At 51.0% G+C, this 18,834-nt stretch carries 29 protein-coding genes and 1 other annotated feature; of the genes, 23 read left to right on the plus strand and 6 right to left on the minus strand.

The window, feature by feature from the left end:
- Nucleotides 1-11 precede the first annotated feature (11 nt).
- The 17 genes from rpsN (at nt 12) to SK50_RS03875 (ending at nt 8,453) form a co-directional block, all read left to right on the plus strand.
- Nucleotides 12-317, plus strand: coding sequence for a 30S ribosomal protein S14 (rpsN, locus tag SK50_RS03795; protein WP_003863291.1), 306 nt, complete (start codon nt 12-14; stop codon nt 315-317).
- A 30-nt stretch (nt 318-347) separates the two neighbouring features.
- Nucleotides 348-740: a 30S ribosomal protein S8 gene (gene rpsH / locus SK50_RS03800; protein ID WP_006178918.1), complete on the plus strand. Its 393-nt coding sequence runs from the start codon at nt 348-350 to the stop codon at nt 738-740.
- 12 nt (nt 741-752) lie between these two features.
- Nucleotides 753-1,286, plus strand: coding sequence for a 50S ribosomal protein L6 (gene rplF, locus SK50_RS03805; RefSeq protein ID WP_006178917.1), 534 nt, complete (start codon nt 753-755; stop codon nt 1,284-1,286).
- 9 nt (nt 1,287-1,295) lie between these two features.
- Nucleotides 1,296-1,649: a 50S ribosomal protein L18 gene (gene rplR, locus SK50_RS03810; RefSeq protein WP_003863297.1), complete on the plus strand. Its 354-nt coding sequence runs from the start codon at nt 1,296-1,298 to the stop codon at nt 1,647-1,649.
- Nucleotides 1,650-1,663: 14 nt separating this feature from the next.
- Nucleotides 1,664-2,164, plus strand: a complete 501-nt coding sequence (gene rpsE / locus SK50_RS03815; RefSeq protein ID WP_003863299.1) for a 30S ribosomal protein S5 — start codon at nt 1,664-1,666, stop codon at nt 2,162-2,164.
- A 6-nt stretch (nt 2,165-2,170) separates the two neighbouring features.
- Entirely contained in the window at nt 2,171-2,350 is a 180-nt protein-coding gene (gene rpmD / locus SK50_RS03820) for a 50S ribosomal protein L30 (protein WP_003863301.1), read from the plus strand.
- Between the two features lie 3 nt (nt 2,351-2,353).
- Nucleotides 2,354-2,788 (plus strand): 50S ribosomal protein L15, encoded by a 435-nt coding sequence (rplO, locus tag SK50_RS03825; RefSeq protein ID WP_003863304.1) that lies wholly within the window; start codon nt 2,354-2,356, stop codon nt 2,786-2,788.
- Between the two features lie 7 nt (nt 2,789-2,795).
- Nucleotides 2,796-4,127 (plus strand): preprotein translocase subunit SecY, encoded by a 1,332-nt coding sequence (gene secY / locus SK50_RS03830; protein ID WP_003863305.1) that lies wholly within the window; start codon nt 2,796-2,798, stop codon nt 4,125-4,127.
- Nucleotides 4,128-4,158: 31 nt separating this feature from the next.
- Complete coding sequence (rpmJ, locus tag SK50_RS03835; protein ID WP_000868187.1) at nt 4,159-4,275, plus strand: 50S ribosomal protein L36; 117 nt, start codon at nt 4,159-4,161, stop codon at nt 4,273-4,275.
- A gap of 146 nt (nt 4,276-4,421) precedes the next feature.
- Nucleotides 4,422-4,778, plus strand: a complete 357-nt coding sequence (gene rpsM, locus SK50_RS03840) for a 30S ribosomal protein S13 (RefSeq protein WP_003863308.1) — start codon at nt 4,422-4,424, stop codon at nt 4,776-4,778.
- Nucleotides 4,779-4,794: 16 nt separating this feature from the next.
- Complete coding sequence (rpsK, locus tag SK50_RS03845; protein ID WP_003863312.1) at nt 4,795-5,184, plus strand: 30S ribosomal protein S11; 390 nt, start codon at nt 4,795-4,797, stop codon at nt 5,182-5,184.
- A 32-nt stretch (nt 5,185-5,216) separates the two neighbouring features.
- Nucleotides 5,217-5,837 carry a 30S ribosomal protein S4 gene (gene rpsD / locus SK50_RS03850; protein ID WP_003863314.1) on the plus strand — a complete coding sequence of 207 codons (621 nt, stop codon included), beginning with the start codon at nt 5,217-5,219 and terminating at the stop codon, nt 5,835-5,837.
- A gap of 25 nt (nt 5,838-5,862) precedes the next feature.
- Entirely contained in the window at nt 5,863-6,852 is a 990-nt protein-coding gene (gene rpoA, locus SK50_RS03855; protein ID WP_002919219.1) for a DNA-directed RNA polymerase subunit alpha, read from the plus strand.
- A 40-nt stretch (nt 6,853-6,892) separates the two neighbouring features.
- Nucleotides 6,893-7,276, plus strand: a complete 384-nt coding sequence (gene rplQ / locus SK50_RS03860) for a 50S ribosomal protein L17 (RefSeq protein WP_001216368.1) — start codon at nt 6,893-6,895, stop codon at nt 7,274-7,276.
- Nucleotides 7,277-7,383: 107 nt separating this feature from the next.
- On the plus strand, nt 7,384-7,752 hold the full coding sequence (locus SK50_RS03865) for a DnaJ family domain-containing protein (RefSeq protein ID WP_023295520.1): 369 nt from the start codon (nt 7,384-7,386) through the stop codon (nt 7,750-7,752).
- 2 nt (nt 7,753-7,754) lie between these two features.
- Complete coding sequence (gene zntR, locus SK50_RS03870; protein ID WP_003863328.1) at nt 7,755-8,180, plus strand: Zn(2+)-responsive transcriptional regulator; 426 nt, start codon at nt 7,755-7,757, stop codon at nt 8,178-8,180.
- A 57-nt stretch (nt 8,181-8,237) separates the two neighbouring features.
- Nucleotides 8,238-8,453: an alternative ribosome-rescue factor A gene (locus tag SK50_RS03875; protein WP_017383729.1), complete on the plus strand. Its 216-nt coding sequence runs from the start codon at nt 8,238-8,240 to the stop codon at nt 8,451-8,453.
- Here SK50_RS03875 and mscL read toward each other — a convergent pair whose 3' ends face one another.
- From mscL to def, 5 genes are all read right to left on the minus strand, one after another.
- Entirely contained in the window at nt 8,454-8,867 is a 414-nt protein-coding gene (gene mscL, locus SK50_RS03880; protein ID WP_003863335.1) for a large-conductance mechanosensitive channel protein MscL, read from the minus strand.
- 146 nt (nt 8,868-9,013) lie between these two features.
- Nucleotides 9,014-10,390, minus strand: a complete 1,377-nt coding sequence (trkA, locus tag SK50_RS03885) for a Trk system potassium transporter TrkA (RefSeq protein WP_003863337.1) — start codon at nt 10,388-10,390, stop codon at nt 9,014-9,016.
- A 22-nt stretch (nt 10,391-10,412) separates the two neighbouring features.
- Complete coding sequence (gene rsmB / locus SK50_RS03890) at nt 10,413-11,699, minus strand: 16S rRNA (cytosine(967)-C(5))-methyltransferase RsmB (protein ID WP_032621001.1); 1,287 nt, start codon at nt 11,697-11,699, stop codon at nt 10,413-10,415.
- A 52-nt stretch (nt 11,700-11,751) separates the two neighbouring features.
- Nucleotides 11,752-12,699, minus strand: a complete 948-nt coding sequence (gene fmt, locus SK50_RS03895; RefSeq protein WP_017693884.1) for a methionyl-tRNA formyltransferase — start codon at nt 12,697-12,699, stop codon at nt 11,752-11,754.
- Nucleotides 12,700-12,723: 24 nt separating this feature from the next.
- Nucleotides 12,724-13,233 carry a peptide deformylase gene (def, locus tag SK50_RS03900; protein ID WP_015571402.1) on the minus strand — a complete coding sequence of 170 codons (510 nt, stop codon included), beginning with the start codon at nt 13,231-13,233 and terminating at the stop codon, nt 12,724-12,726.
- A gap of 127 nt (nt 13,234-13,360) precedes the next feature.
- Here def and dprA point away from each other — a divergent pair, with 127 nt between their 5' ends.
- Genes dprA through SK50_RS03930 form a run of 6 tightly spaced genes read left to right on the plus strand, consistent with a single transcriptional unit; the run spans nt 13,361 to nt 17,144 of the window.
- The gene (dprA, locus tag SK50_RS03905) at nt 13,361-14,485 is read left to right on the plus strand and encodes a DNA-protecting protein DprA (RefSeq protein WP_032649694.1); all 1,125 of its coding nucleotides are present in this window, start codon (nt 13,361-13,363) and stop codon (nt 14,483-14,485) included.
- A complete protein-coding gene (gene smg, locus SK50_RS03910; RefSeq protein WP_000460665.1) occupies nt 14,457-14,930 on the plus strand; it encodes a DUF494 family protein Smg in 474 nt (157 codons plus the stop codon). The genes dprA and smg overlap by 29 nt, the downstream gene beginning before the upstream one ends.
- 26 nt (nt 14,931-14,956) lie before the next feature.
- Nucleotides 14,957-15,511, plus strand: coding sequence for a DNA topoisomerase family protein (locus tag SK50_RS03915; protein WP_017383725.1), 555 nt, complete (start codon nt 14,957-14,959; stop codon nt 15,509-15,511).
- Nucleotides 15,504-16,076 carry an L-threonylcarbamoyladenylate synthase type 1 TsaC gene (gene tsaC / locus SK50_RS03920; RefSeq protein WP_017693886.1) on the plus strand — a complete coding sequence of 191 codons (573 nt, stop codon included), beginning with the start codon at nt 15,504-15,506 and terminating at the stop codon, nt 16,074-16,076. Before SK50_RS03915 ends, tsaC begins: the two co-directional genes overlap by 8 nt.
- A 4-nt stretch (nt 16,077-16,080) precedes the next feature.
- Complete coding sequence (gene aroE, locus SK50_RS03925) at nt 16,081-16,899, plus strand: shikimate dehydrogenase (RefSeq protein WP_015571399.1); 819 nt, start codon at nt 16,081-16,083, stop codon at nt 16,897-16,899.
- Nucleotides 16,896-17,144, plus strand: a complete 249-nt coding sequence (locus SK50_RS03930) for a DUF1488 family protein (RefSeq protein ID WP_015571398.1) — start codon at nt 16,896-16,898, stop codon at nt 17,142-17,144. Before aroE ends, SK50_RS03930 begins: the two co-directional genes overlap by 4 nt.
- Here SK50_RS03930 and SK50_RS03935 read toward each other — a convergent pair.
- The gene (locus SK50_RS03935; protein ID WP_003863357.1) at nt 17,120-17,674 is read right to left on the minus strand and encodes a gamma carbonic anhydrase family protein; all 555 of its coding nucleotides are present in this window, start codon (nt 17,672-17,674) and stop codon (nt 17,120-17,122) included. The two genes, SK50_RS03930 and SK50_RS03935, sit on opposite strands and share 25 nt — an antisense overlap.
- 485 nt (nt 17,675-18,159) lie before the next feature.
- Nucleotides 18,160-18,707: a sequence feature (16S ribosomal RNA rRNA prediction is too short), on the plus strand.
- Nucleotides 18,708-18,834 lie beyond the last annotated feature (127 nt).

Consider the following 18,834-nt stretch of genomic DNA (forward strand, 5'->3'; position numbering starts at 1 on the left):
AGGGTTACTGAATGGCTAAGCAATCAATGAAAGCACGCGAAGTAAAGCGCGTAGCTTTAGCTGATAAATTCTTCGCTAAACGCGCTGAACTGAAAGCGATCATTTCTGATGTGAACGCTTCCGACGAAGATCGTTGGAATGCGGTTCTCAAGCTGCAGTCTCTGCCGCGTGATTCCAGCCCGTCTCGTCAGCGTAACCGCTGTCGTCAAACAGGTCGTCCACATGGTTATGTGGGCAAGTTTGGGTTGAGCCGTATCAAACTGCGTGAAGCCGCCATGCGCGGTGAAGTGCCAGGCTTGAAAAAGGCTAGCTGGTAATTACCAATTGAATCACGGGAGTAAAGACAGATGAGCATGCAAGATCCGATCGCGGATATGCTGACCCGTATCCGTAACGGTCAGGCCGCGAACAAAGTTGCGGTCACCATGCCTTCCGCCAAGCTGAAAGTGGCAATTGCCAACGTGCTGAAGGAAGAAGGTTTTATCGAAGATTTTAAAGTTGAAGGCGACACCAAGCCGGAACTGGAACTTACTCTCAAGTATTTCCAGGGTAAAGCTGTTGTAGAAAGCATTCAGCGTGTCAGCCGCCCAGGCCTGCGCATCTATAAGAAAAAAGATGAGCTGCCAAAAGTAATGGCTGGTCTTGGTATCGCAGTTGTTTCTACCTCTAAAGGTGTTATGACTGATCGTGCAGCGCGCCAGGCTGGTCTTGGTGGCGAAATTATCTGCTACGTAGCCTAATCGGAGGAAAGAATGTCTCGTGTTGCTAAAGCACCGGTCGTTATTCCTGCCGGCGTTGATGTAAAAATCGACGGTCAGGTTATTACGATCAAAGGTAAAAACGGCGAGCTGACTCGTACCCTCAACAATGCTGTTGAAGTTAAACATGCAGATAACGCTCTGACCTTCGGTCCACGTGATGGTTTCGTGGATGGATGGGCTCAGGCTGGTACCGCGCGTGCCCTGCTGAACTCAATGGTTGTTGGTGTTACCGAAGGCTTCACTAAAAAGCTTCAGCTGGTTGGTGTAGGTTATCGTGCAGCTATCAAAGGGAATGCAGTAGGCCTGTCTCTGGGCTTCTCACACCCTGTTGAGCATCCGCTGCCGGCCGGTATCACTGCAGAATGCCCGACTCAGACTGAAATCGTGCTGAAAGGCGCTGATAAACAGCTGATCGGTCAGGTTGCAGCAGATCTGCGCGCCTACCGTCGTCCTGAGCCTTATAAAGGCAAGGGTGTTCGTTACGCCGACGAAGTCGTGCGTACCAAAGAGGCTAAGAAGAAGTAAGGTAACACTATGGATAAGAAATCTGCTCGTATCCGTCGTGCGACCCGCGCACGCCGCAAGCTCAAAGAGCTGGGTGCAACTCGCCTGGTGGTACATCGTACCCCGCGTCATATTTACGCACAGGTAATTGCACCGAACGGTTCTGAAGTTCTGGTAGCTGCTTCTACTGTAGAAAAAGCTATCTCAGAACAATTGAAGTATACCGGTAACAAAGACGCCGCAGCAGCTGTAGGTAAAGCTGTCGCTGAACGCGCTCTGGAAAAAGGCATCAGCAATGTTTCCTTTGACCGTTCCGGGTTCCAATATCATGGTCGTGTCCAGGCACTGGCAGATGCTGCCCGTGAAGCTGGCCTTCAGTTCTAAGGTAGAGGTGTAAGATGGCTCACATCGAAAAACAGGCTGGCGAACTGCAGGAAAAGCTGATCGCGGTAAACCGCGTATCTAAAACCGTTAAAGGTGGTCGTATTTTCTCCTTCACAGCTCTGACTGTAGTGGGTGATGGTAACGGTCGCGTTGGTTTTGGTTACGGTAAAGCGCGTGAAGTTCCAGCAGCGATCCAGAAAGCGATGGAAAAAGCCCGTCGCAATATGATTAACGTCGCGCTGAACAACGGTACCCTGCAACACCCAGTTAAAGGTGTTCACACGGGTTCTCGTGTATTCATGCAGCCAGCTTCCGAAGGTACCGGTATCATCGCCGGTGGTGCAATGCGCGCCGTTCTGGAAGTTGCTGGAGTTCATAACGTTCTGGCTAAAGCATATGGTTCCACCAACCCGATCAACGTGGTTCGTGCAACTATTGATGGCCTGGAAAATATGAATTCTCCAGAAATGGTCGCTGCCAAGCGTGGTAAATCCGTTGAAGAAATTCTGGGGTAATTGACCATGGCAAAGACTATTAAAATCACTCAAACCCGCAGTGCAATCGGTCGTCTGCCGAAACACAAGGCAACGCTGCTTGGCCTGGGTCTGCGTCGTATTGGTCATACCGTTGAGCGCGAGGATACTCCTGCTGTTCGTGGTATGGTCAACGCGGTTTACTTCATGGTTAAAGTTGAGGAGTAAGAGATGCGTTTAAATACTCTGTCTCCGGCCGAAGGCTCTAAAAAGGCGGGTAAACGCCTGGGTCGTGGTATCGGTTCTGGCCTCGGCAAAACCGGTGGTCGTGGTCACAAAGGTCAGAACTCTCGTTCTGGCGGTGGCGTACGTCGCGGTTTCGAGGGTGGCCAGATGCCACTGTACCGTCGTCTGCCGAAGTTCGGCTTCACCTCTCGCAAAGCAGCGATCACAGCGGAAATCCGTCTGTCTGACCTGGCGAAAGTTGAAGGCGGCGTTGTAGACCTGAACACGCTGAAAGCGGCTAACATTATCGGTATCCAGATCGAGTTCGCGAAAGTGATCCTGGCTGGTGAAGTTTCTACTCCGGTAACTGTTCGTGGCCTGCGTGTTACTAAAGGTGCTCGTGCTGCTATCGAAGCTGCTGGCGGTAAAATTGAGGAATAAGTAGCAGATGGCTAAGCAACCGGGATTAGATTTTCAAAGTGCCAAAGGTGGATTTGGCGAGCTGAAACGCAGACTGCTGTTTGTAATCGGCGCGCTGATTGTGTTCCGTATTGGCTCTTTTATTCCGATCCCTGGTATTGATGCCGCTGTACTTGCCAAACTGCTTGAGCAACAGCGAGGCACCATCATTGAAATGTTCAACATGTTCTCTGGTGGTGCTCTCAGCCGTGCTTCTATTTTCGCACTGGGTATTATGCCGTACATTTCGGCATCGATTATTATCCAGCTGCTGACGGTCGTTCATCCGGCCCTGGCAGAGTTGAAGAAAGAAGGGGAGTCTGGACGTCGTAAGATTAGCCAGTACACCCGTTACGGCACTCTGGTGCTGGCAATATTCCAGTCGATCGGTATTGCTACCGGTCTTCCGAATATGCCTGGTATGCAGGGCCTGGTATTAAACCCAGGCTTTGCATTCTATTTCACCGCTGTTGTAAGTCTGGTCACAGGGACCATGTTCCTGATGTGGCTCGGCGAACAGATTACTGAACGAGGTATCGGTAACGGTATCTCAATCATTATCTTCGCCGGTATCGTTGCGGGTCTCCCGCCGGCCATCGCCCATACTATCGAGCAAGCGCGTCAAGGCGACCTGCACTTCCTCCTGTTGCTGTTGGTTGCAGTATTAGTATTTGCAGTGACGTTCTTTGTTGTCTTCGTTGAACGTGGTCAACGCCGCATTGTGGTGAACTACGCTAAACGTCAGCAGGGTCGTCGTGTCTATGCTGCACAGAGCACACATTTACCGCTGAAAGTGAATATGGCGGGGGTTATCCCGGCTATCTTCGCTTCCAGTATTATTCTGTTCCCGGCAACCATCGCGTCATGGTTCGGGGGCGGTACTGGTTGGAACTGGCTGACAACAATTTCGCTGTATTTGCAGCCTGGGCAACCACTTTATGTGTTACTCTATGCGTCTGCGATCATCTTCTTCTGTTTCTTCTACACGGCGTTGGTCTTCAACCCGCGTGAAACAGCAGATAACCTGAAGAAGTCCGGTGCATTTGTACCAGGAATTCGTCCGGGAGAGCAAACGGCGAAGTATATCGATAAAGTAATGACTCGCCTGACTTTGGTTGGTGCGCTTTATATTACTTTTATCTGCCTGATCCCGGAGTTCATGCGTGATGCAATGAAAGTACCGTTCTACTTCGGTGGGACCTCACTGCTTATCGTTGTGGTCGTGATTATGGACTTTATGGCTCAAGTGCAAACTCTGATGATGTCCAGTCAGTATGAGTCTGCATTGAAGAAGGCGAACCTGAAAGGCTACGGCCGCTAACTGGTCGCCTGAGAAGTTACGGAGAGTAAAAATGAAAGTTCGTGCTTCCGTCAAGAAATTATGCCGTAACTGCAAAATCGTTAAGCGTGATGGTGTCATCCGTGTGATTTGCAGTGCCGAGCCGAAGCATAAACAGCGCCAAGGCTGATTATTTCGCATATTTTTCTTGCAAAGTTGGGTTGAGCTGGCTAGATTAGCCAGCCAATCTTTTGTATGTCTGTACGTTTCCATTTGAGTATCCTGAAAACGGGCTTTTCAGCATGGTGCGTACATATTAAATAGTAGGAGTGCATAGTGGCCCGTATAGCAGGCATTAACATTCCTGATCAGAAACATGCTGTGATCGCATTAACTTCGATCTATGGCGTCGGCAAGACCCGTTCTAAAGCCATTCTGGCTGCAGCGGGTATCGCTGAAGATGTTAAGATCAGTGAGCTGTCTGAAGAACAAATCGACACGCTGCGTGACGAAGTTGCCAAATTTGTCGTTGAAGGTGATCTGCGCCGTGAAATCAGCATGAGCATCAAGCGCCTGATGGATCTTGGTTGCTATCGCGGTTTGCGTCATCGTCGTGGTCTGCCAGTGCGCGGTCAGCGTACTAAGACCAACGCACGTACCCGTAAGGGTCCGCGCAAACCGATCAAGAAATAATCGGGGTGATTGAATAATGGCAAAGGCACCAGTTCGTGCACGTAAACGTGTAAGAAAACAAGTCTCTGACGGCGTGGCTCATATCCATGCTTCTTTCAACAACACCATCGTTACTATTACTGATCGTCAGGGTAACGCATTGGGTTGGGCAACAGCCGGTGGTTCCGGTTTCCGTGGTTCTCGCAAATCCACTCCGTTCGCAGCTCAGGTTGCAGCAGAGCGTTGCGCTGAAGCCGTAAAAGAATACGGCATCAAGAATCTGGAAGTTATGGTTAAAGGTCCGGGTCCGGGTCGTGAATCTACTGTTCGCGCTCTGAACGCCGCTGGTTTCCGCATCACGAATATTACTGATGTGACTCCGATCCCTCATAACGGTTGTCGTCCGCCGAAAAAACGTCGCGTATAACGCTCGTTTTTTAGGTTAGTTGGAGATAGAAAATGGCAAGATATTTGGGTCCTAAGCTCAAGCTGAGCCGTCGTGAGGGCACCGACTTATTCCTTAAGTCTGGCGTTCGCGCGATCGATACCAAGTGTAAAATTGAACAAGCTCCTGGCCAGCACGGTGCGCGTAAACCGCGTCTGTCTGACTATGGTGTGCAGTTGCGTGAAAAGCAAAAAGTTCGCCGTATCTACGGTGTGCTGGAGCGTCAGTTCCGTAACTACTATAAAGAAGCAGCACGTCTGAAAGGCAACACAGGTGAAAACCTGCTGGCTCTGCTGGAAGGTCGTCTGGACAACGTTGTATACCGTATGGGCTTCGGCGCGACTCGTGCTGAATCACGCCAGCTGGTTAGCCATAAAGCAATCATGGTAAACGGTCGTGTTGTTAACATCGCTTCTTATCAGGTTAAAGCGAATGACGTTGTTAGCATTCGTGAGAAAGCGAAAAAGCAATCTCGCGTGAAAGCCGCTCTGGAGCTGGCTGAGCAGCGTGAAAAGCCAACCTGGCTGGAAGTTGATGCTGGCAAGATGGAAGGTACGTTCAAGCGTCAGCCAGAACGTTCTGATCTGTCTGCGGACATTAACGAACACCTGATCGTCGAGCTTTACTCCAAGTAAAGCTTAGTACCAAAGAGAGGACACAATGCAGGGTTCTGTGACAGAGTTTCTAAAACCGCGCCTGGTAGATATCGAGCAAGTGAGTTCGACGCACGCCAAGGTGACCCTTGAGCCTTTAGAGCGTGGCTTTGGCCATACTCTGGGTAACGCACTGCGCCGTATTCTGCTCTCATCGATGCCGGGTTGCGCGGTGACCGAGGTTGAGATTGATGGTGTACTTCATGAGTACAGCACCAAAGAAGGCGTTCAGGAAGATATCCTTGAAATCCTGCTCAACCTGAAAGGGCTGGCGGTGAGAGTTCAGGGTAAAGATGAAGTTATTCTTACTCTGAATAAATCTGGCATTGGCCCTGTGACTGCAGCCGACATCACCCACGACGGTGATGTTGAAATCGTCAAGCCGCAGCACGTGATCTGCCACCTGACCGATGAGAACGCAGCTATTAGCATGCGTATCAAAGTTCAGCGCGGTCGTGGTTATGTGCCGGCTTCTGCCCGAATTCATTCGGAAGAAGATGAGCGCCCAATCGGCCGTCTGCTGGTCGACGCATGTTACAGCCCTGTAGAGCGTATTGCCTACAATGTTGAAGCAGCGCGTGTAGAACAGCGTACCGACCTGGACAAGCTGGTCATCGAAATGGAAACCAATGGCACAATCGATCCTGAAGAGGCGATTCGTCGTGCGGCAACCATCCTGGCAGAACAACTGGAAGCTTTCGTTGACTTACGTGATGTACGTCAGCCGGAAGTGAAAGAAGAGAAACCAGAATTCGATCCGATCCTGCTGCGCCCTGTTGACGATCTGGAATTGACTGTCCGCTCTGCTAACTGCCTCAAGGCAGAAGCTATCCACTATATCGGTGATCTGGTACAGCGTACCGAGGTTGAGTTGCTGAAAACGCCGAACCTGGGTAAAAAATCTCTTACCGAGATTAAAGACGTGCTGGCTTCACGTGGTCTGTCTCTGGGCATGCGCCTGGAAAACTGGCCACCGGCAAGCATTGCTGACGAGTAACCGGATCACAGGTTAAGGTTTTACTGAGAAGGATAAGGTCATGCGCCATCGTAAGAGTGGTCGTCAACTGAACCGCAACAGCAGCCATCGCCAGGCTATGTTCCGCAACATGGCAGGTTCACTGGTTCGTCATGAAATCATCAAGACGACCCTGCCTAAAGCGAAAGAGCTGCGTCGCGTAGTTGAGCCGCTGATTACTCTTGCCAAGACTGACAGCGTTGCTAATCGTCGTCTGGCATTCGCCCGTACTCGTGATAACGAGATCGTGGCAAAACTGTTTAACGAACTGGGCCCGCGTTTCGCGAGCCGTGCCGGTGGTTACACTCGCATTCTGAAGTGTGGCTTCCGTGCAGGCGACAACGCGCCGATGGCTTACATCGAGCTGGTTGATCGTTCAGAGAAAGCAGAAGCTGCTGCAGAGTAATCTGTAGTAACGTAAAAAAACCCGCCTCGGCGGGTTTTTTTATATCCGCAGAATCTCCACTTATCTACAATGTCTGTATCTTTTCTGCTCACCCCCTGGAGTTCATTATGTGGTTGCTCGATCAGTGGGCTGAACGCCATATTTGCGATGCCCAAAACAAAGGCGAGTTCGAAAATCTTCCCGGTAGCGGTGAGCCGCTGATTCTGGACGATGATTCACATATTCCCCCTGAATTACGGGCCGGTTATCGCTTACTGAAAAACGCAGGTTGTTTACCGCCTGAACTTCAGCAACGCAATGAAGCCGTCGAGCTTGCCGATCTGCTTAAAGGCATTCATAAGAATGACCCGCGGTACTCCGAAATCAGTCGTCGGTTGGCGCTCATCGAGCTAAAACTGCGCCAGACGGGAATGAATACTGACTTTTTGCATGGTGAGTACAGTGAAAGGTTAATGCAAAAAATAAACGAGGAGTAGCCATGTACCGCATAGGTGAACTTGCGAAGCTTGCTAACGTAACGCCGGATACTATCCGCTACTACGAAAAGCAGCAGATGATCGATCATGAGGTCAGAACGGAAGGTGGATTTCGCCTTTATACGGATAACGACCTGCAACGCCTTCGTTTTATCCGCTATGCACGGCAACTCGGCTTCACGCTGGAGTCGATCCGTGAACTGCTGTCGATCCGTATCGATCCTGAACATCATACGTGTCAGGAATCTAAAAGCATCGTTCAGGCCCGGCTGGATGAAGTTGAAGGACGCATTCAGGAGCTGCAAGCCATGCAGCGATCTCTGCAAAGGTTAAATGACGCGTGCTGCGGTACCGCTCATAGCAGTGTTTATTGCTCAATACTGGAAGCTCTTGAACAGGGCGCCAGTAGTGAAACTCAGGGTTGTTGATTTTTTATCAGCCAGGGACTAGACTCCCGCCGACATTAACTATGCTCAGGAGAAATGATGAGCCGCTATCAGCATACGAAGGGACAAATTAAGGATAACGCCATTGAGGCATTGCTTCACGACCCGCTTTTCAGACAGCGTGTTGAGAAGAACAAGAAAGGAAAAGGGAGTTATTTACGTAAAGGTAAACATGCACAACGGGGTAACTGGGAGGCCAGTGGCAAGCAAGCTAATCGCTTTTTTACCACTGGCCTTTCTGTTTCTGTCGCCTGATTAAACGCGGTTGTTCTGCTCTTTTAACAGATCGCGAATTTCAGTCAGTAAGACTTCTTCTTTAGTTGGTGCTGGCGGGGCAGCAGCCGGTTCTTCTTTTTTACGGTTAAGTCTGTTGATAAGTTTGATCGCCATGAAAATGGCAAATGCCACGATCACGAAATCAAATACGTTCTGAATGAATACGCCATAGTGCATTACAACCGCAGGGATATCGCCCTGAGCCTCCCGAAGGGTGAAGGCGAACTGTTTGAAATCAATGCCTCCAATCAACAGTCCTAACGGCGGCATAATAATGTCGGCGACTAATGATGAAACGATCTTACCGAACGCCGCACCAATAATGACACCCACAGCCAAATCCACCACATTCCCGCGCATCGCAAATTCGCGAAACTCTTTAATAAAACTCATTATGTTCTCCTTGTGCCAGCTGACGCCTATAAGTTTAACAAATGATTAGCTAATTGCCATTGGGGATAAATAATCGCTATGAAAAATAAAAGGCATGAAAATTAGAAGGTTAATATTTGGGTGCTCTCGTCTGAGCACCCAAATCATTACAGGAAGAACGGGCTTGGCTGGAATAAACGCTCGACGTCGGTAATAAATTTTTTATCGGTCAGGAACATAATAACGTGGTCACCCTGCTCAATACGTAAATTATCATTGGCGATCATGACATCGTTACCTCGTACTACGGCGCCGATAATGGTGCCTGGTGGAAGTTTAATTTCGTCGATCGCGCGACCAACAACGCGCGACGTCGTTTCATCCCCATGAGCGACGGCTTCAATGGCTTCAGCAACACCACGACGAAGAGACGACACGCCGACAATATCCGCTTTACGTACATGGCTTAGCAGGGCAGAAATGGTGGCTTGCTGAGGCGAAATAGCAATATCAATTACGCTACCCTGTACCAGGTCGACATAAGCCTTACGCTGGATAAGCACCATTACTTTTTTCGCCCCCATACGTTTAGCGAGCATGGCGGACATAATATTCGCTTCGTCGTCGTTGGTGACGGCAATAAAAAGATCAACCTGATCGATATGCTCTTCGGCCAGCAATTCCTGATCCGAAGCATCGCCATAAAACACGATAGTATTCTGAAGCTTTTCAGCCAGCTCCGACGCGCGCTGTTGATCTCGTTCGATCAGCTTCACGCTGTAGTCTTTTTCCAGCCGTCTCGCCAGACCTGCGCCAATATTACCGCCGCCAACCAGCATAATACGTTTATACGGTTTTTCGAGACGCTGAAGTTCACTCATCACCGCACGGATATGCTGAGAAGCCGCAATAAAGAAGACTTCATCCCCGGCTTCGACAATGGTGGACCCTTGCGGACGAATAGGTCTGTCGTGACGGAAAATCGCCGCAACACGCGTATCGATATGTGGCATATGCTCGCGCATTGTCGACAGGGCATTACCAATCAGCGGGCCGCCGTAATAAGCCTTCACAACCGCCAGGCTTACTTTTCCTTCCGCAAAGTTCACAACCTGCAACGCGCCCGGGTACTCAATCAGACGATAAATACTGTCGATAACCAGCTGTTCAGGGGCAATAAGATGGTCGATAGGTACTGCTTCGGAATTAAACAGCTTTTCCGCATCCCGGACATAGTCCGGGGAGCGAATGCGGGCGATGCGGTTCGGTGTGTTGAAAAGCGAGTAGGCCACCTGACATGCAACCATGTTGGTTTCATCAGAACTGGTTACTGCAACCAGCATGTCGGCATCGTCCGCGCCCGCCTCCCGAAGCACACGTGGGTGAGAGCCGTGCCCCTGTACAACACGAAGATCAAACTTGTCCTGCAAAACGCGCAGGCGATCGCCATTGGTATCCACAATGGTGATATCGTTGTTTTCGCCCACGAGATTTTCCGCCAGCGTTCCGCCAACTTGCCCTGCGCCCAGAATGATAATTTTCATCTTTCGTGACCTGTTCTCAACATCACTCTTTGATTAGCTTAGCGTAAAAGAAACCATCACCCTCTTCTGCGCCCGGCAGGTTTTGCAGACCCGGGTGCTCAGGTGTTCCCGTATCATGCAGCGTAGCGTCCGGGGTGCGTTTCAGGAAGGCCGCAATTTGCTGACGGTTCTCTTCCGGGAGAACAGAGCAGGTTGCATACACCAGGGTTCCGCCGGGTTTGAGATGCGGCCAGATGGCATCCAGAATTTCGGATTGCAACTGGGCAAGCTCCTTGATATCACGATCGCGACGCAGCCATTTGATATCGGGATGACGACGAATCACGCCAGTTGCTGAGCAAGGGGCGTCCAGCAAAATACGATCGAACCTGGTATCACCACACCAGTCTGCGGGTTTACGTCCATCGCCTTGCTTAACCTGAGCTTTCATACCCAGACGCTTGAGGTTGTCATAGACGCGTGAAAGACGCTGCTCATCAACATCCACGGCCATCACGCTGGCCTGCGGCGCCACTTCCAGAATATGCGTTGTTTTCCCCCCTGGCGCTGCACAGAGATCAAGGATCTGCTCCCCGTCTTTCGGTTCAAGCCAGGTCATGCAGCCCTGAGCGGATGCGTCCTGTACCGTTACCCAGCCCTCTTCAAAACCGGGTAATGCATGTACCGGTGCAGGGGAGGCTAAACGAACCGCATCAGGATAAGCAGCGTGTGTGAAGCCGCTCATTCCGGCCTCTTCCAGCAGGGCCAGCCATGCGTCGCGGGTATGATGGTTACGATTGACGCGTAACCACATCGGCGGACGTTGGTTATTGGCATCCACAATGTCTTGCCATTGCTGTGGGTAGGCTTTTTTAAGGCGATTCAGCAGCCATTCAGGGTGCAGGAAGCGCGCTTCGCTTTGCGCAAATTCTGCCAGCAGTTCGTCCTGCTGACGCTGGAACTGACGCAGCACGCCATTAATCAATCCTTTCAGCTGGGGACGTTTAATCGCAACGGCACCCTCCACTGTCTCAGCCAGCGCAGCATGAGGTGGAATGCGGGTATGAAGCAGCTGGTAGAAACCGACCATGATCAAATAATGCACGGTACGCTGCTTGCCGCTCATTGGGCGTGACATCAGCTTATTAATTAACCATTCAAGCTGAGAGAGGGTGCGCAGCACGCCAAAGCACAGCTCCTGAAGCAGTGCTTTGTCTTTATCGGAAACCTTTTGTTGCAGTGGAGGCAGGACATTACTCAGTGACTGGCCCTGCTCGATAACCTGCTCAACGGCCTGAGCCGCCATAGTGCGTAGATTTTGTCTTTTCATAACCGTAAAAATAAAAATGCCCGGAAACACCGGGCCTTAAGAGTAAATTTGTTCAGGCAAGGCGATTGCCAGGGATGAACCATTCACGACGGGAATTTAATAGATCCTGCGCGCTCATTGCCTTTTTACCGGCCGGTTGCAGCGATTCAAGATTCAGGATCCCTTCTCCGGTCGCAACCTGGATACCGTTTTTGCTGGCGTCGATAATCGTACCGGGCTCTGCCGAAGTATTGCCGTTAATAACTGAAGCTTTCCAGACTTTCACTGGCTGCTCATCAATCATCAACCAGCTCATCGGCCATGGATTAAAGGCGCGGATACAGCGTTCGAGTTGAGCTGCTGACAGGGACCAGTCGATCCGGGCTTCTTCTTTACTCAGTTTTTCAGCATAGGTCACCTGTGCCTCATCCTGCACTTCAGGTGTCGCTGTATTGTCAGCAAGCTGTTGCAACGTCTCAATCAGCCCCTGCGGACCGAGATCCGCCAGCTTGTCATACAGCGTGGCGCTGGTATCTTCTGCGGTAATGGGACACGCCAGTTTATACAGCATGTCGCCCGTGTCTAAACCTACGTCCATCTTCATGATTGTCACGCCAGTTTCAGCATCGCCTGCCCACAGAGCGCGCTGAATAGGGGCTGCACCACGCCAGCGTGGGAGCAAGGAACCATGAACGTTAACACAGCCCAGGCGGGGCATATCGAGTACCGCTTTCGGCAGAATGAGGCCGTAAGCCACAACTACCATCACGTCAGCGTTCAGGTCTGCCACTAACTGCTGGTTTTCCTGAGGTCGTAATGATGCAGGTTGGAAAACCGGCAAACCATGCGTTTCTGCCAGCACTTTAACCGGGCCAGGCATCAGTTTTTTACCGCGGCCAGCCGGACGATCAGGCTGAGTAAATACGCCAACAATCTGATGACCAGACGATAGCAGCGCGTCGAGATGACGCGCTGCAAAATCAGGGGTACCCGCGAAGATTATACGTAGTGATGTAGACACGTTATTCCTTGTATCCGGGGGGCGTTAAGCGCGAGAACGTAAACGATCCAGTTTCTCAACTTTCTGACGAATACGCTGTTGCTTCAGCGGTGAGAGGTAATCGATAAACAGCTTACCGACCAGGTGATCCATCTCATGCTGAATGCAAATCGCCAGCAGATCGTCGGCTTCCAGCTCAAACGGATTGCCGTCACGATCCAGTGCGCGGATTTTAACTTTTTCGGCACGTGGCACCAAAGCGCGCTGTTCAGGGATAGACAGACAGCCTTCCTCAATACCTGTTTCGCCGCTTTTTTCCAGCATCTCAGGGTTGATCAGCACCAGGCGCTCATCACGATTTTCAGAAACGTCGATCACAATAATACGTTTGTGAATGTCTACCTGGGTCGCGGCAAGGCCAATGCCTTCTTCAGCGTACATGGTATCGAACATATCATCGACGATACGCTGAATTTCTGCATTCACTTCTTTAACCGGTTCCGCGACGATGCGAAGGCGCTCGTCAGGAATATGTAACACTTGCAAAACTGCCATAAATTTCCAGAGTCGTGTTCAGGAGTTGATAAGAATATTACTTCTATTCTAGACAAATCCCCGGTCGATTGACAGCATCAGTGACCAATCGCAAAGATTGCTGAGGCTGCTTATGGCAGGGAAAAGGATGACGTCCACAGAGATATGGTTACGGCTTATAAACATCGGGTCGTTATACGGTGACGCGATGCTGGAGATTGCGCAGAGGCTGCTTCGCCAGGCAACCGTCGATGCTGAAGCTGTCAACGCGTCAGGGCTTTTGCCCAAACATGCCGTAAAGTTTTTTTCGTTCAGTGAGAGTGAGCTTGAACGTAGTCTGGAATGGCTGGAACACACCGACAACCACCTTCTCACAGCGGATGATCCTCGCTTTCCGCCATTGTTACGTTCTATACCTGATTTTCCCGGGGCGCTATTTGTGCGAGGCCGCGTTGACGTGCTTAATAGCATGCAGCTTGCGGTTGTGGGCAGCCGTGCGCCCTCGTGGTATGGCGAGCGGTGGGGGAAAATGCTGAGTGAACAGCTATCCCAATGTGGCTTTACGATCACTAGTGGCCTGGCTTGCGGCATCGATGGTGTGGCACATCATGCGGCGTTGTCAGCAAAAGGGCGAAGTGTCGCCGTGCTTGGCAATGGTCTTTTTAGTCTCTATCCGCGTCGTCATCACATTCTGGCTGAGCAACTTATCGCTTCAGAGGGGGCGATAGTATCTGAGTTTTCACTTTCGACATCGCCCAGACCGGGTAACTTTCCACGGCGTAACCGGATCATCAGTGGGTTAAGCCAGGGCGTGCTGGTGGTCGAAGCTGCGATTCGGAGTGGATCGCTGGTTACCGCAAGGTGCGCACTGGAGCAGGGGCGTGAAGTTTTTGCGCTACCCGGCCCGTTGGGGAACCCTGGCTGCGAAGGCCCTCACTGGCTGATAAAACAGGGGGCGACGCTGGTGACCTGTAAAGAGGATATCCTGGAAAATTTGCAATATGGATTGCATTGGTTGCAGGATGATCTCCAAAAGCGACATATTTCATCGGATCAGGAGGCAGTAGCATTGCCATTTCCCAAGCTCCTGGCTAACGTAGGAGATGAGGTAACACCTGTTGACGTTGTCGCTGAACGTGCCGGCCAACCTGTGCCAGTAACGGTAGCACAGCTACTCGAACTGGAGTTAGCAGGGTGGATCGCAGCTGTACCCGGCGGCTATGTCCGATTAAGGAGGGCATGCCATGTTCGACGTACTGATGTATTTGTTTGAGACTTACATCCACAACGAAGCAGAAATGCAGGTGGATCAGGACAAATTAACACGGGATCTGACCGACGCAGGTTTTGAGCGGGAAGATATTTATAATGCGTTGATGTGGCTGGATAAGTTGGCTGATTATCAGGACGGCCTCGCCGAACCGATGCAGCTTGCTTCTGACCCATTGTCTGTGCGCATCTATACAGCTGAAGAGTGTGAAAGGCTGGATGCCAGCTGCCGGGGATTCATTTTATTCCTCGAGCAGATTCAGGTGCTAAACCTCGAAACGAGAGAGATGGTGATAGAGCGCGTCATGGCGCTGGATACTGCTGAATTTGAACTGGAAGATCTCAAATGGGTGATCCTGATGGTTCTGTTCAACATCCCAGGCTGTGAAAATGCCTATCAGCAAATGGAAGAATTACTCTTTGAAGTGAATGAAGGTATGCTGCATTAATTCTATGTGCAGCAACAAGAGTTGTTATGGCCAAATCAGCACTCTTCACGGTGCATAAAAACGAGCCCTGCCCACAGTGTGGGGCTGAACTTGTTATTCGGTCCGGGAAACACGGTCCGTTTCTCGGTTGTTCACACTATCCGGAATGTGATTATGTCCGTCCCCTGAAAAGCCAGGCGGACGGACATATCGTCAAAATTCTGGAGGGACAGCTTTGTCCACTCTGTGGCGGCGAACTGGCGCTGCGGCAGGGGCGGTTCGGGATGTTTATTGGATGCAGCCGCTATCCGGAATGTGAACATACGGAACAAATTGATAAACCAGATGAAACGGCAATTGCCTGCCCTCAGTGCCAGCGTGGTCAATTGGTGCAGCGCCGCTCTCGTTATGGCAAGACCTTCCATTCGTGCGATCGCTATCCTGAATGCCAGTTCGTTATCAATTTCAAACCAGTAGCGGGCGTCTGCCCTCATTGCGATTATCCGTTACTTATAGAAAAGAAAACCGCGCAAGGCTTGAAACGCTTTTGCGCCAGTAAACAATGTGGAAAGCCGGTTTCGGCGGATCAAATCAGTGAATAATAACCTGCCATCAGGCTCCATCGCGCAGGCGGTGGACATCCTGAAAAAAGAAGAAGTCATCGCCTATCCAACAGAAGCCGTTTTCGGGGTCGGGTGCGATCCTGACAGCGAAGTCGCCGTTAACCGTCTGCTGGCGCTAAAACAGCGGCCTGTCGAAAAAGGATTGATTTTGATCGCTGCGAACTACGAGCAGCTTAAGCCTTATATTGATGATTCCATGCTGACGCCTGCACAGCGGGAAACCATTTTCTCTGTGTGGCCTGGTCCCGTTACGTTTGTCTTTCCTGCACAACCGACAACGCCGCGCTGGTTAACCGGGCGTTTCGATTCACTCGCGGTACGCGTTACCGACCATCCCTTGGTGGTGGAGTTATGCCAGGCATTTGGTAAACCCCTGGTTTCAACCAGCGCCAACCTGACCGGGCTTCCCCCTTGTCGGACAACAGAAGAAGTTCTGGCGCAGTTCGGGAATGATTTCCCTGTAGCCGTGGGTGAAACCGGGGGGCGTCTTAACCCGTCAGAAATTCGCGATGCCTTGACCGGCGAACGTTTTCGCCAGGGATAATGTTATGGAAACCTATGCTGTTTTTGGTAACCCGATCGCGCACAGTAAGTCGCCTCTGATCCATCAGCTGTTTGCAGAGCAATTGCAGATAGATCACCCGTATGGTCGGGTTCTTGCGCCTGTTGATGCATTTATACCGACGCTGAATAGCTTTTTTGATGCGGGTGGTAAAGGTGCGAACGTCACGGTGCCTTTTAAAGAAGAGGCTTTCGGGCGCGCGGATGAGCTGACCGAGCGTGCCTCGCTCGCTGGTGCCGTCAATACTCTTAAGCGGCTCGAAGATGGTCGCCTTCTGGGCGATAACACCGATGGCATAGGTTTACTCAGCGATCTGGAACGACTGTCGTTTATTAAACCAGGCTTTCGGATCCTGCTGATCGGCGCGGGTGGCGCGTCGCGCGGCGTATTGCTTCCTCTTCTTTCGCTGGATTGTGCGGTGACAATCACCAACCGTACCTTCTCCAGAGCAGAAGAGCTGGCGGCGTTGTTCGCACACACAGGCAGCGTAACTGCGGTAGCACTTGACGATCTCGCGGGTCACGAATTTGATCTTGTAATTAATGCCACCTCAAGCGGTATTAATGGAGAGATCCCGGCGATTCCTGCATCCCTGGTTCATTCCCACATCTACGCCTATGACATGTTTTATCAAAAAGGGAAAACGCCCTTTCTGACCTGGTGTGAACAACAGGGGGCAAAACACGTGGCTGATGGTCTGGGCATGCTGGTGGGGCAGGCGGCTCATGCGGTGCTACTCTGGCATGGCGTGTTACCTGCTGTAGAACCGGTGATCGAAAAGCTGAAACAGGAACTGATGGCATGAATCAGGCGATTCATTTTCCCGACAGAGAAATCTGGGATGAAAATAAGCAAGCGGTTTGTTTCCCGGTGCTGGTGCATGGAATGCAGCTCACCTGTGCGATTAAAGGGGAGACGTTGCATCAGCGCTTTGGTGGTTCAGATCCGTTAGCGGTCTTTTGCGAAAATCGCTGGGATCTGGAAGAGGAAGCCAGCGATTTGATCCGCGATCAGCAGGAAGACGATCAGGGTTGGGTCTGGTTATCCTGATCCAGATAGTCATTCTTCCATTTAACGTAATTGTTCGCTGAGTATTTCAATCCTTCGATCTCCGCCTCTTTTAGGGGGCGGATCTGTTTAACCGGACTGCCTAAATAGAGATAGCCACTTTCCAGACGTTTGTTTTGCGGAACAAGGCTTCCTGCGCCAATCATTACGTCATCTTCTACTATGACGCCATCCAGCAAAATCGATCCCATCCCAACGAGAACCCTGTTACCGATTGTGCAGCCGTGGAGCATCACTTTATGACCGACGGTGACATCTTCCCCAATGATGAGCGGATTGCCCTCAGGGTTATAAGATGACTTATGAGTCACATGCAGCACGCTGCCGTCCTGAATATTGGTGCGTGCACCGATTGCAACGTAGTTAACATCGCCCCGGATCGCGACGAGTGGCCAGATGCTGACATCATCGGCCATGCGAACATCACCAATGACCACGCTGCTGGCATCGATCATCACGCGATCGCCTTTTTGGGGGAACAGATCTTTATAAGGACGTAATACTGCAAACATATCTACCTCGATACAGATGAGCGCTATTAAAGAAGACTTTGATCGTATTCCTGGATCGAGGCAAGGCAAAATGCGTCAATTTTTAAGCGGATCGGGTGGGTTTTCAGCGAAAAGCACGGAAAATCATCAGTTGGAAAAAAAGATCTAAAAAATACTTGTGCTAAAAACTGGGATCCCTATAATGCGCCTCCATCGACACGGCGGATGTGAATCACTTCACAGACAACCCGGTCGGCTGAAGAGAAAAAATCCTGAAATAACGGGTTGACTCTGAAGGAGGAAAGCGTAATATACGCCACCTCGCGACAGAGCGCTGAAGCGCGTCGCAACTGCTCTTTAACAATTTATCAGACAATCTGTGTGGGCACTCAAAGTGACATGGATTCTTAATGTCCTCGGACACTAAATGAATACCAAGTCTCAACGAGTGAACACGTAATTCATTACGAAGTTTAATTCATTGAGCATCAAACTTTTAAATTGAAGAGTTTGATCATGGCTCAGATTGAACGCTGGCGGCAGGCCTAACACATGCAAGTCGAACGGTAACAGGAAGCAGCTTGCTGCTTCGCTGACGAGTGGCGGACGGGTGAGTAATGTCTGGGAAACTGCCTGATGGAGGGGGATAACTACTGGAAACGGTAGCTAATACCGCATAACGTCGCAAGACCAAAGAGGGGGACCTTCGGGCCTCTTGCCATCGGATGTGCCCAGATGGGATTAGCTAGTAGGTGGGGTAACGGCTCACCTAGGCGACGATCCCTAGCTGGTCTGAGAGGATGACCAGCCACACTGGAACTGAGACACGGTCCAGACTCCTACGGGAGGCAGCAGTGGGGAATATTGCACAATGGGCGCAAGCCTGATGCAGCCATGCCGCGTGTATGAAGAAGGCCTTCGGGTTGTAAAGTACTTTCAGCGGGGAGGAAGGCGATAAGGTTAATAACCTTGTCGATTGACGTTACCCGCAGAAGAAGCACCGGCTAACTCCGTGCCAGCAGCCGCGGTAATACGGAGGGTGCAAGCGTTAATCGGAATTACTGGGCGTAAAGCGCACGCAGGCGGTCTGTCAAGTCGGATGTGAAATCCCCGGGCTCAACCTGGGAACTGCATTCGAAACTGGCAGGCTAGAGTCTTGTAGAGGGGGGTAGAATTCCAGG

Source organism: Enterobacter sp. BWH64 (assembly GCF_001037645.1).
GTDB classification, from domain to species: Bacteria; Pseudomonadota; Gammaproteobacteria; order Enterobacterales; family Enterobacteriaceae; genus Enterobacter; species Enterobacter hormaechei_C.

Coding starts and splice junctions, on each gene's coding strand:
- rpsN (WP_003863291.1), top strand. CDS start 12: ATGGCTAAGCAATCAATGAAAGCACGCGAAGTAAAGCGCGTAGCTTTA.
- rpsH (WP_006178918.1), top strand. CDS start 348: ATGAGCATGCAAGATCCGATCGCGGATATGCTGACCCGTATCCGTAAC.
- rplF (WP_006178917.1), top strand. CDS start 753: ATGTCTCGTGTTGCTAAAGCACCGGTCGTTATTCCTGCCGGCGTTGAT.
- rplR (WP_003863297.1), top strand. CDS start 1,296: ATGGATAAGAAATCTGCTCGTATCCGTCGTGCGACCCGCGCACGCCGC.
- rpsE (WP_003863299.1), top strand. CDS start 1,664: ATGGCTCACATCGAAAAACAGGCTGGCGAACTGCAGGAAAAGCTGATC.
- rpmD (WP_003863301.1), top strand. CDS start 2,171: ATGGCAAAGACTATTAAAATCACTCAAACCCGCAGTGCAATCGGTCGT.
- rplO (WP_003863304.1), top strand. CDS start 2,354: ATGCGTTTAAATACTCTGTCTCCGGCCGAAGGCTCTAAAAAGGCGGGT.
- secY (WP_003863305.1), top strand. CDS start 2,796: ATGGCTAAGCAACCGGGATTAGATTTTCAAAGTGCCAAAGGTGGATTT.
- rpmJ (WP_000868187.1), top strand. CDS start 4,159: ATGAAAGTTCGTGCTTCCGTCAAGAAATTATGCCGTAACTGCAAAATC.
- rpsK (WP_003863312.1), top strand. CDS start 4,795: ATGGCAAAGGCACCAGTTCGTGCACGTAAACGTGTAAGAAAACAAGTC.
- rpsD (WP_003863314.1), top strand. CDS start 5,217: ATGGCAAGATATTTGGGTCCTAAGCTCAAGCTGAGCCGTCGTGAGGGC.
- rpoA (WP_002919219.1), top strand. CDS start 5,863: ATGCAGGGTTCTGTGACAGAGTTTCTAAAACCGCGCCTGGTAGATATC.
- rplQ (WP_001216368.1), top strand. CDS start 6,893: ATGCGCCATCGTAAGAGTGGTCGTCAACTGAACCGCAACAGCAGCCAT.
- SK50_RS03865 (WP_023295520.1), top strand. CDS start 7,384: ATGTGGTTGCTCGATCAGTGGGCTGAACGCCATATTTGCGATGCCCAA.
- zntR (WP_003863328.1), top strand. CDS start 7,755: ATGTACCGCATAGGTGAACTTGCGAAGCTTGCTAACGTAACGCCGGAT.
- SK50_RS03875 (WP_017383729.1), top strand. CDS start 8,238: ATGAGCCGCTATCAGCATACGAAGGGACAAATTAAGGATAACGCCATT.
- mscL (WP_003863335.1), bottom strand. CDS start 8,867: ATGAGTTTTATTAAAGAGTTTCGCGAATTTGCGATGCGCGGGAATGTG.
- trkA (WP_003863337.1), bottom strand. CDS start 10,390: ATGAAAATTATCATTCTGGGCGCAGGGCAAGTTGGCGGAACGCTGGCG.
- rsmB (WP_032621001.1), bottom strand. CDS start 11,699: ATGAAAAGACAAAATCTACGCACTATGGCGGCTCAGGCCGTTGAGCAG.
- def (WP_015571402.1), bottom strand. CDS start 13,233: ATGGCAGTTTTGCAAGTGTTACATATTCCTGACGAGCGCCTTCGCATC.
- dprA (WP_032649694.1), top strand. CDS start 13,361: ATGACGTCCACAGAGATATGGTTACGGCTTATAAACATCGGGTCGTTA.
- smg (WP_000460665.1), top strand. CDS start 14,457: ATGTTCGACGTACTGATGTATTTGTTTGAGACTTACATCCACAACGAA.
- SK50_RS03915 (WP_017383725.1), top strand. CDS start 14,957: ATGGCCAAATCAGCACTCTTCACGGTGCATAAAAACGAGCCCTGCCCA.
- aroE (WP_015571399.1), top strand. CDS start 16,081: ATGGAAACCTATGCTGTTTTTGGTAACCCGATCGCGCACAGTAAGTCG.
- SK50_RS03930 (WP_015571398.1), top strand. CDS start 16,896: ATGAATCAGGCGATTCATTTTCCCGACAGAGAAATCTGGGATGAAAAT.
- SK50_RS03935 (WP_003863357.1), bottom strand. CDS start 17,674: ATGTTTGCAGTATTACGTCCTTATAAAGATCTGTTCCCCCAAAAAGGC.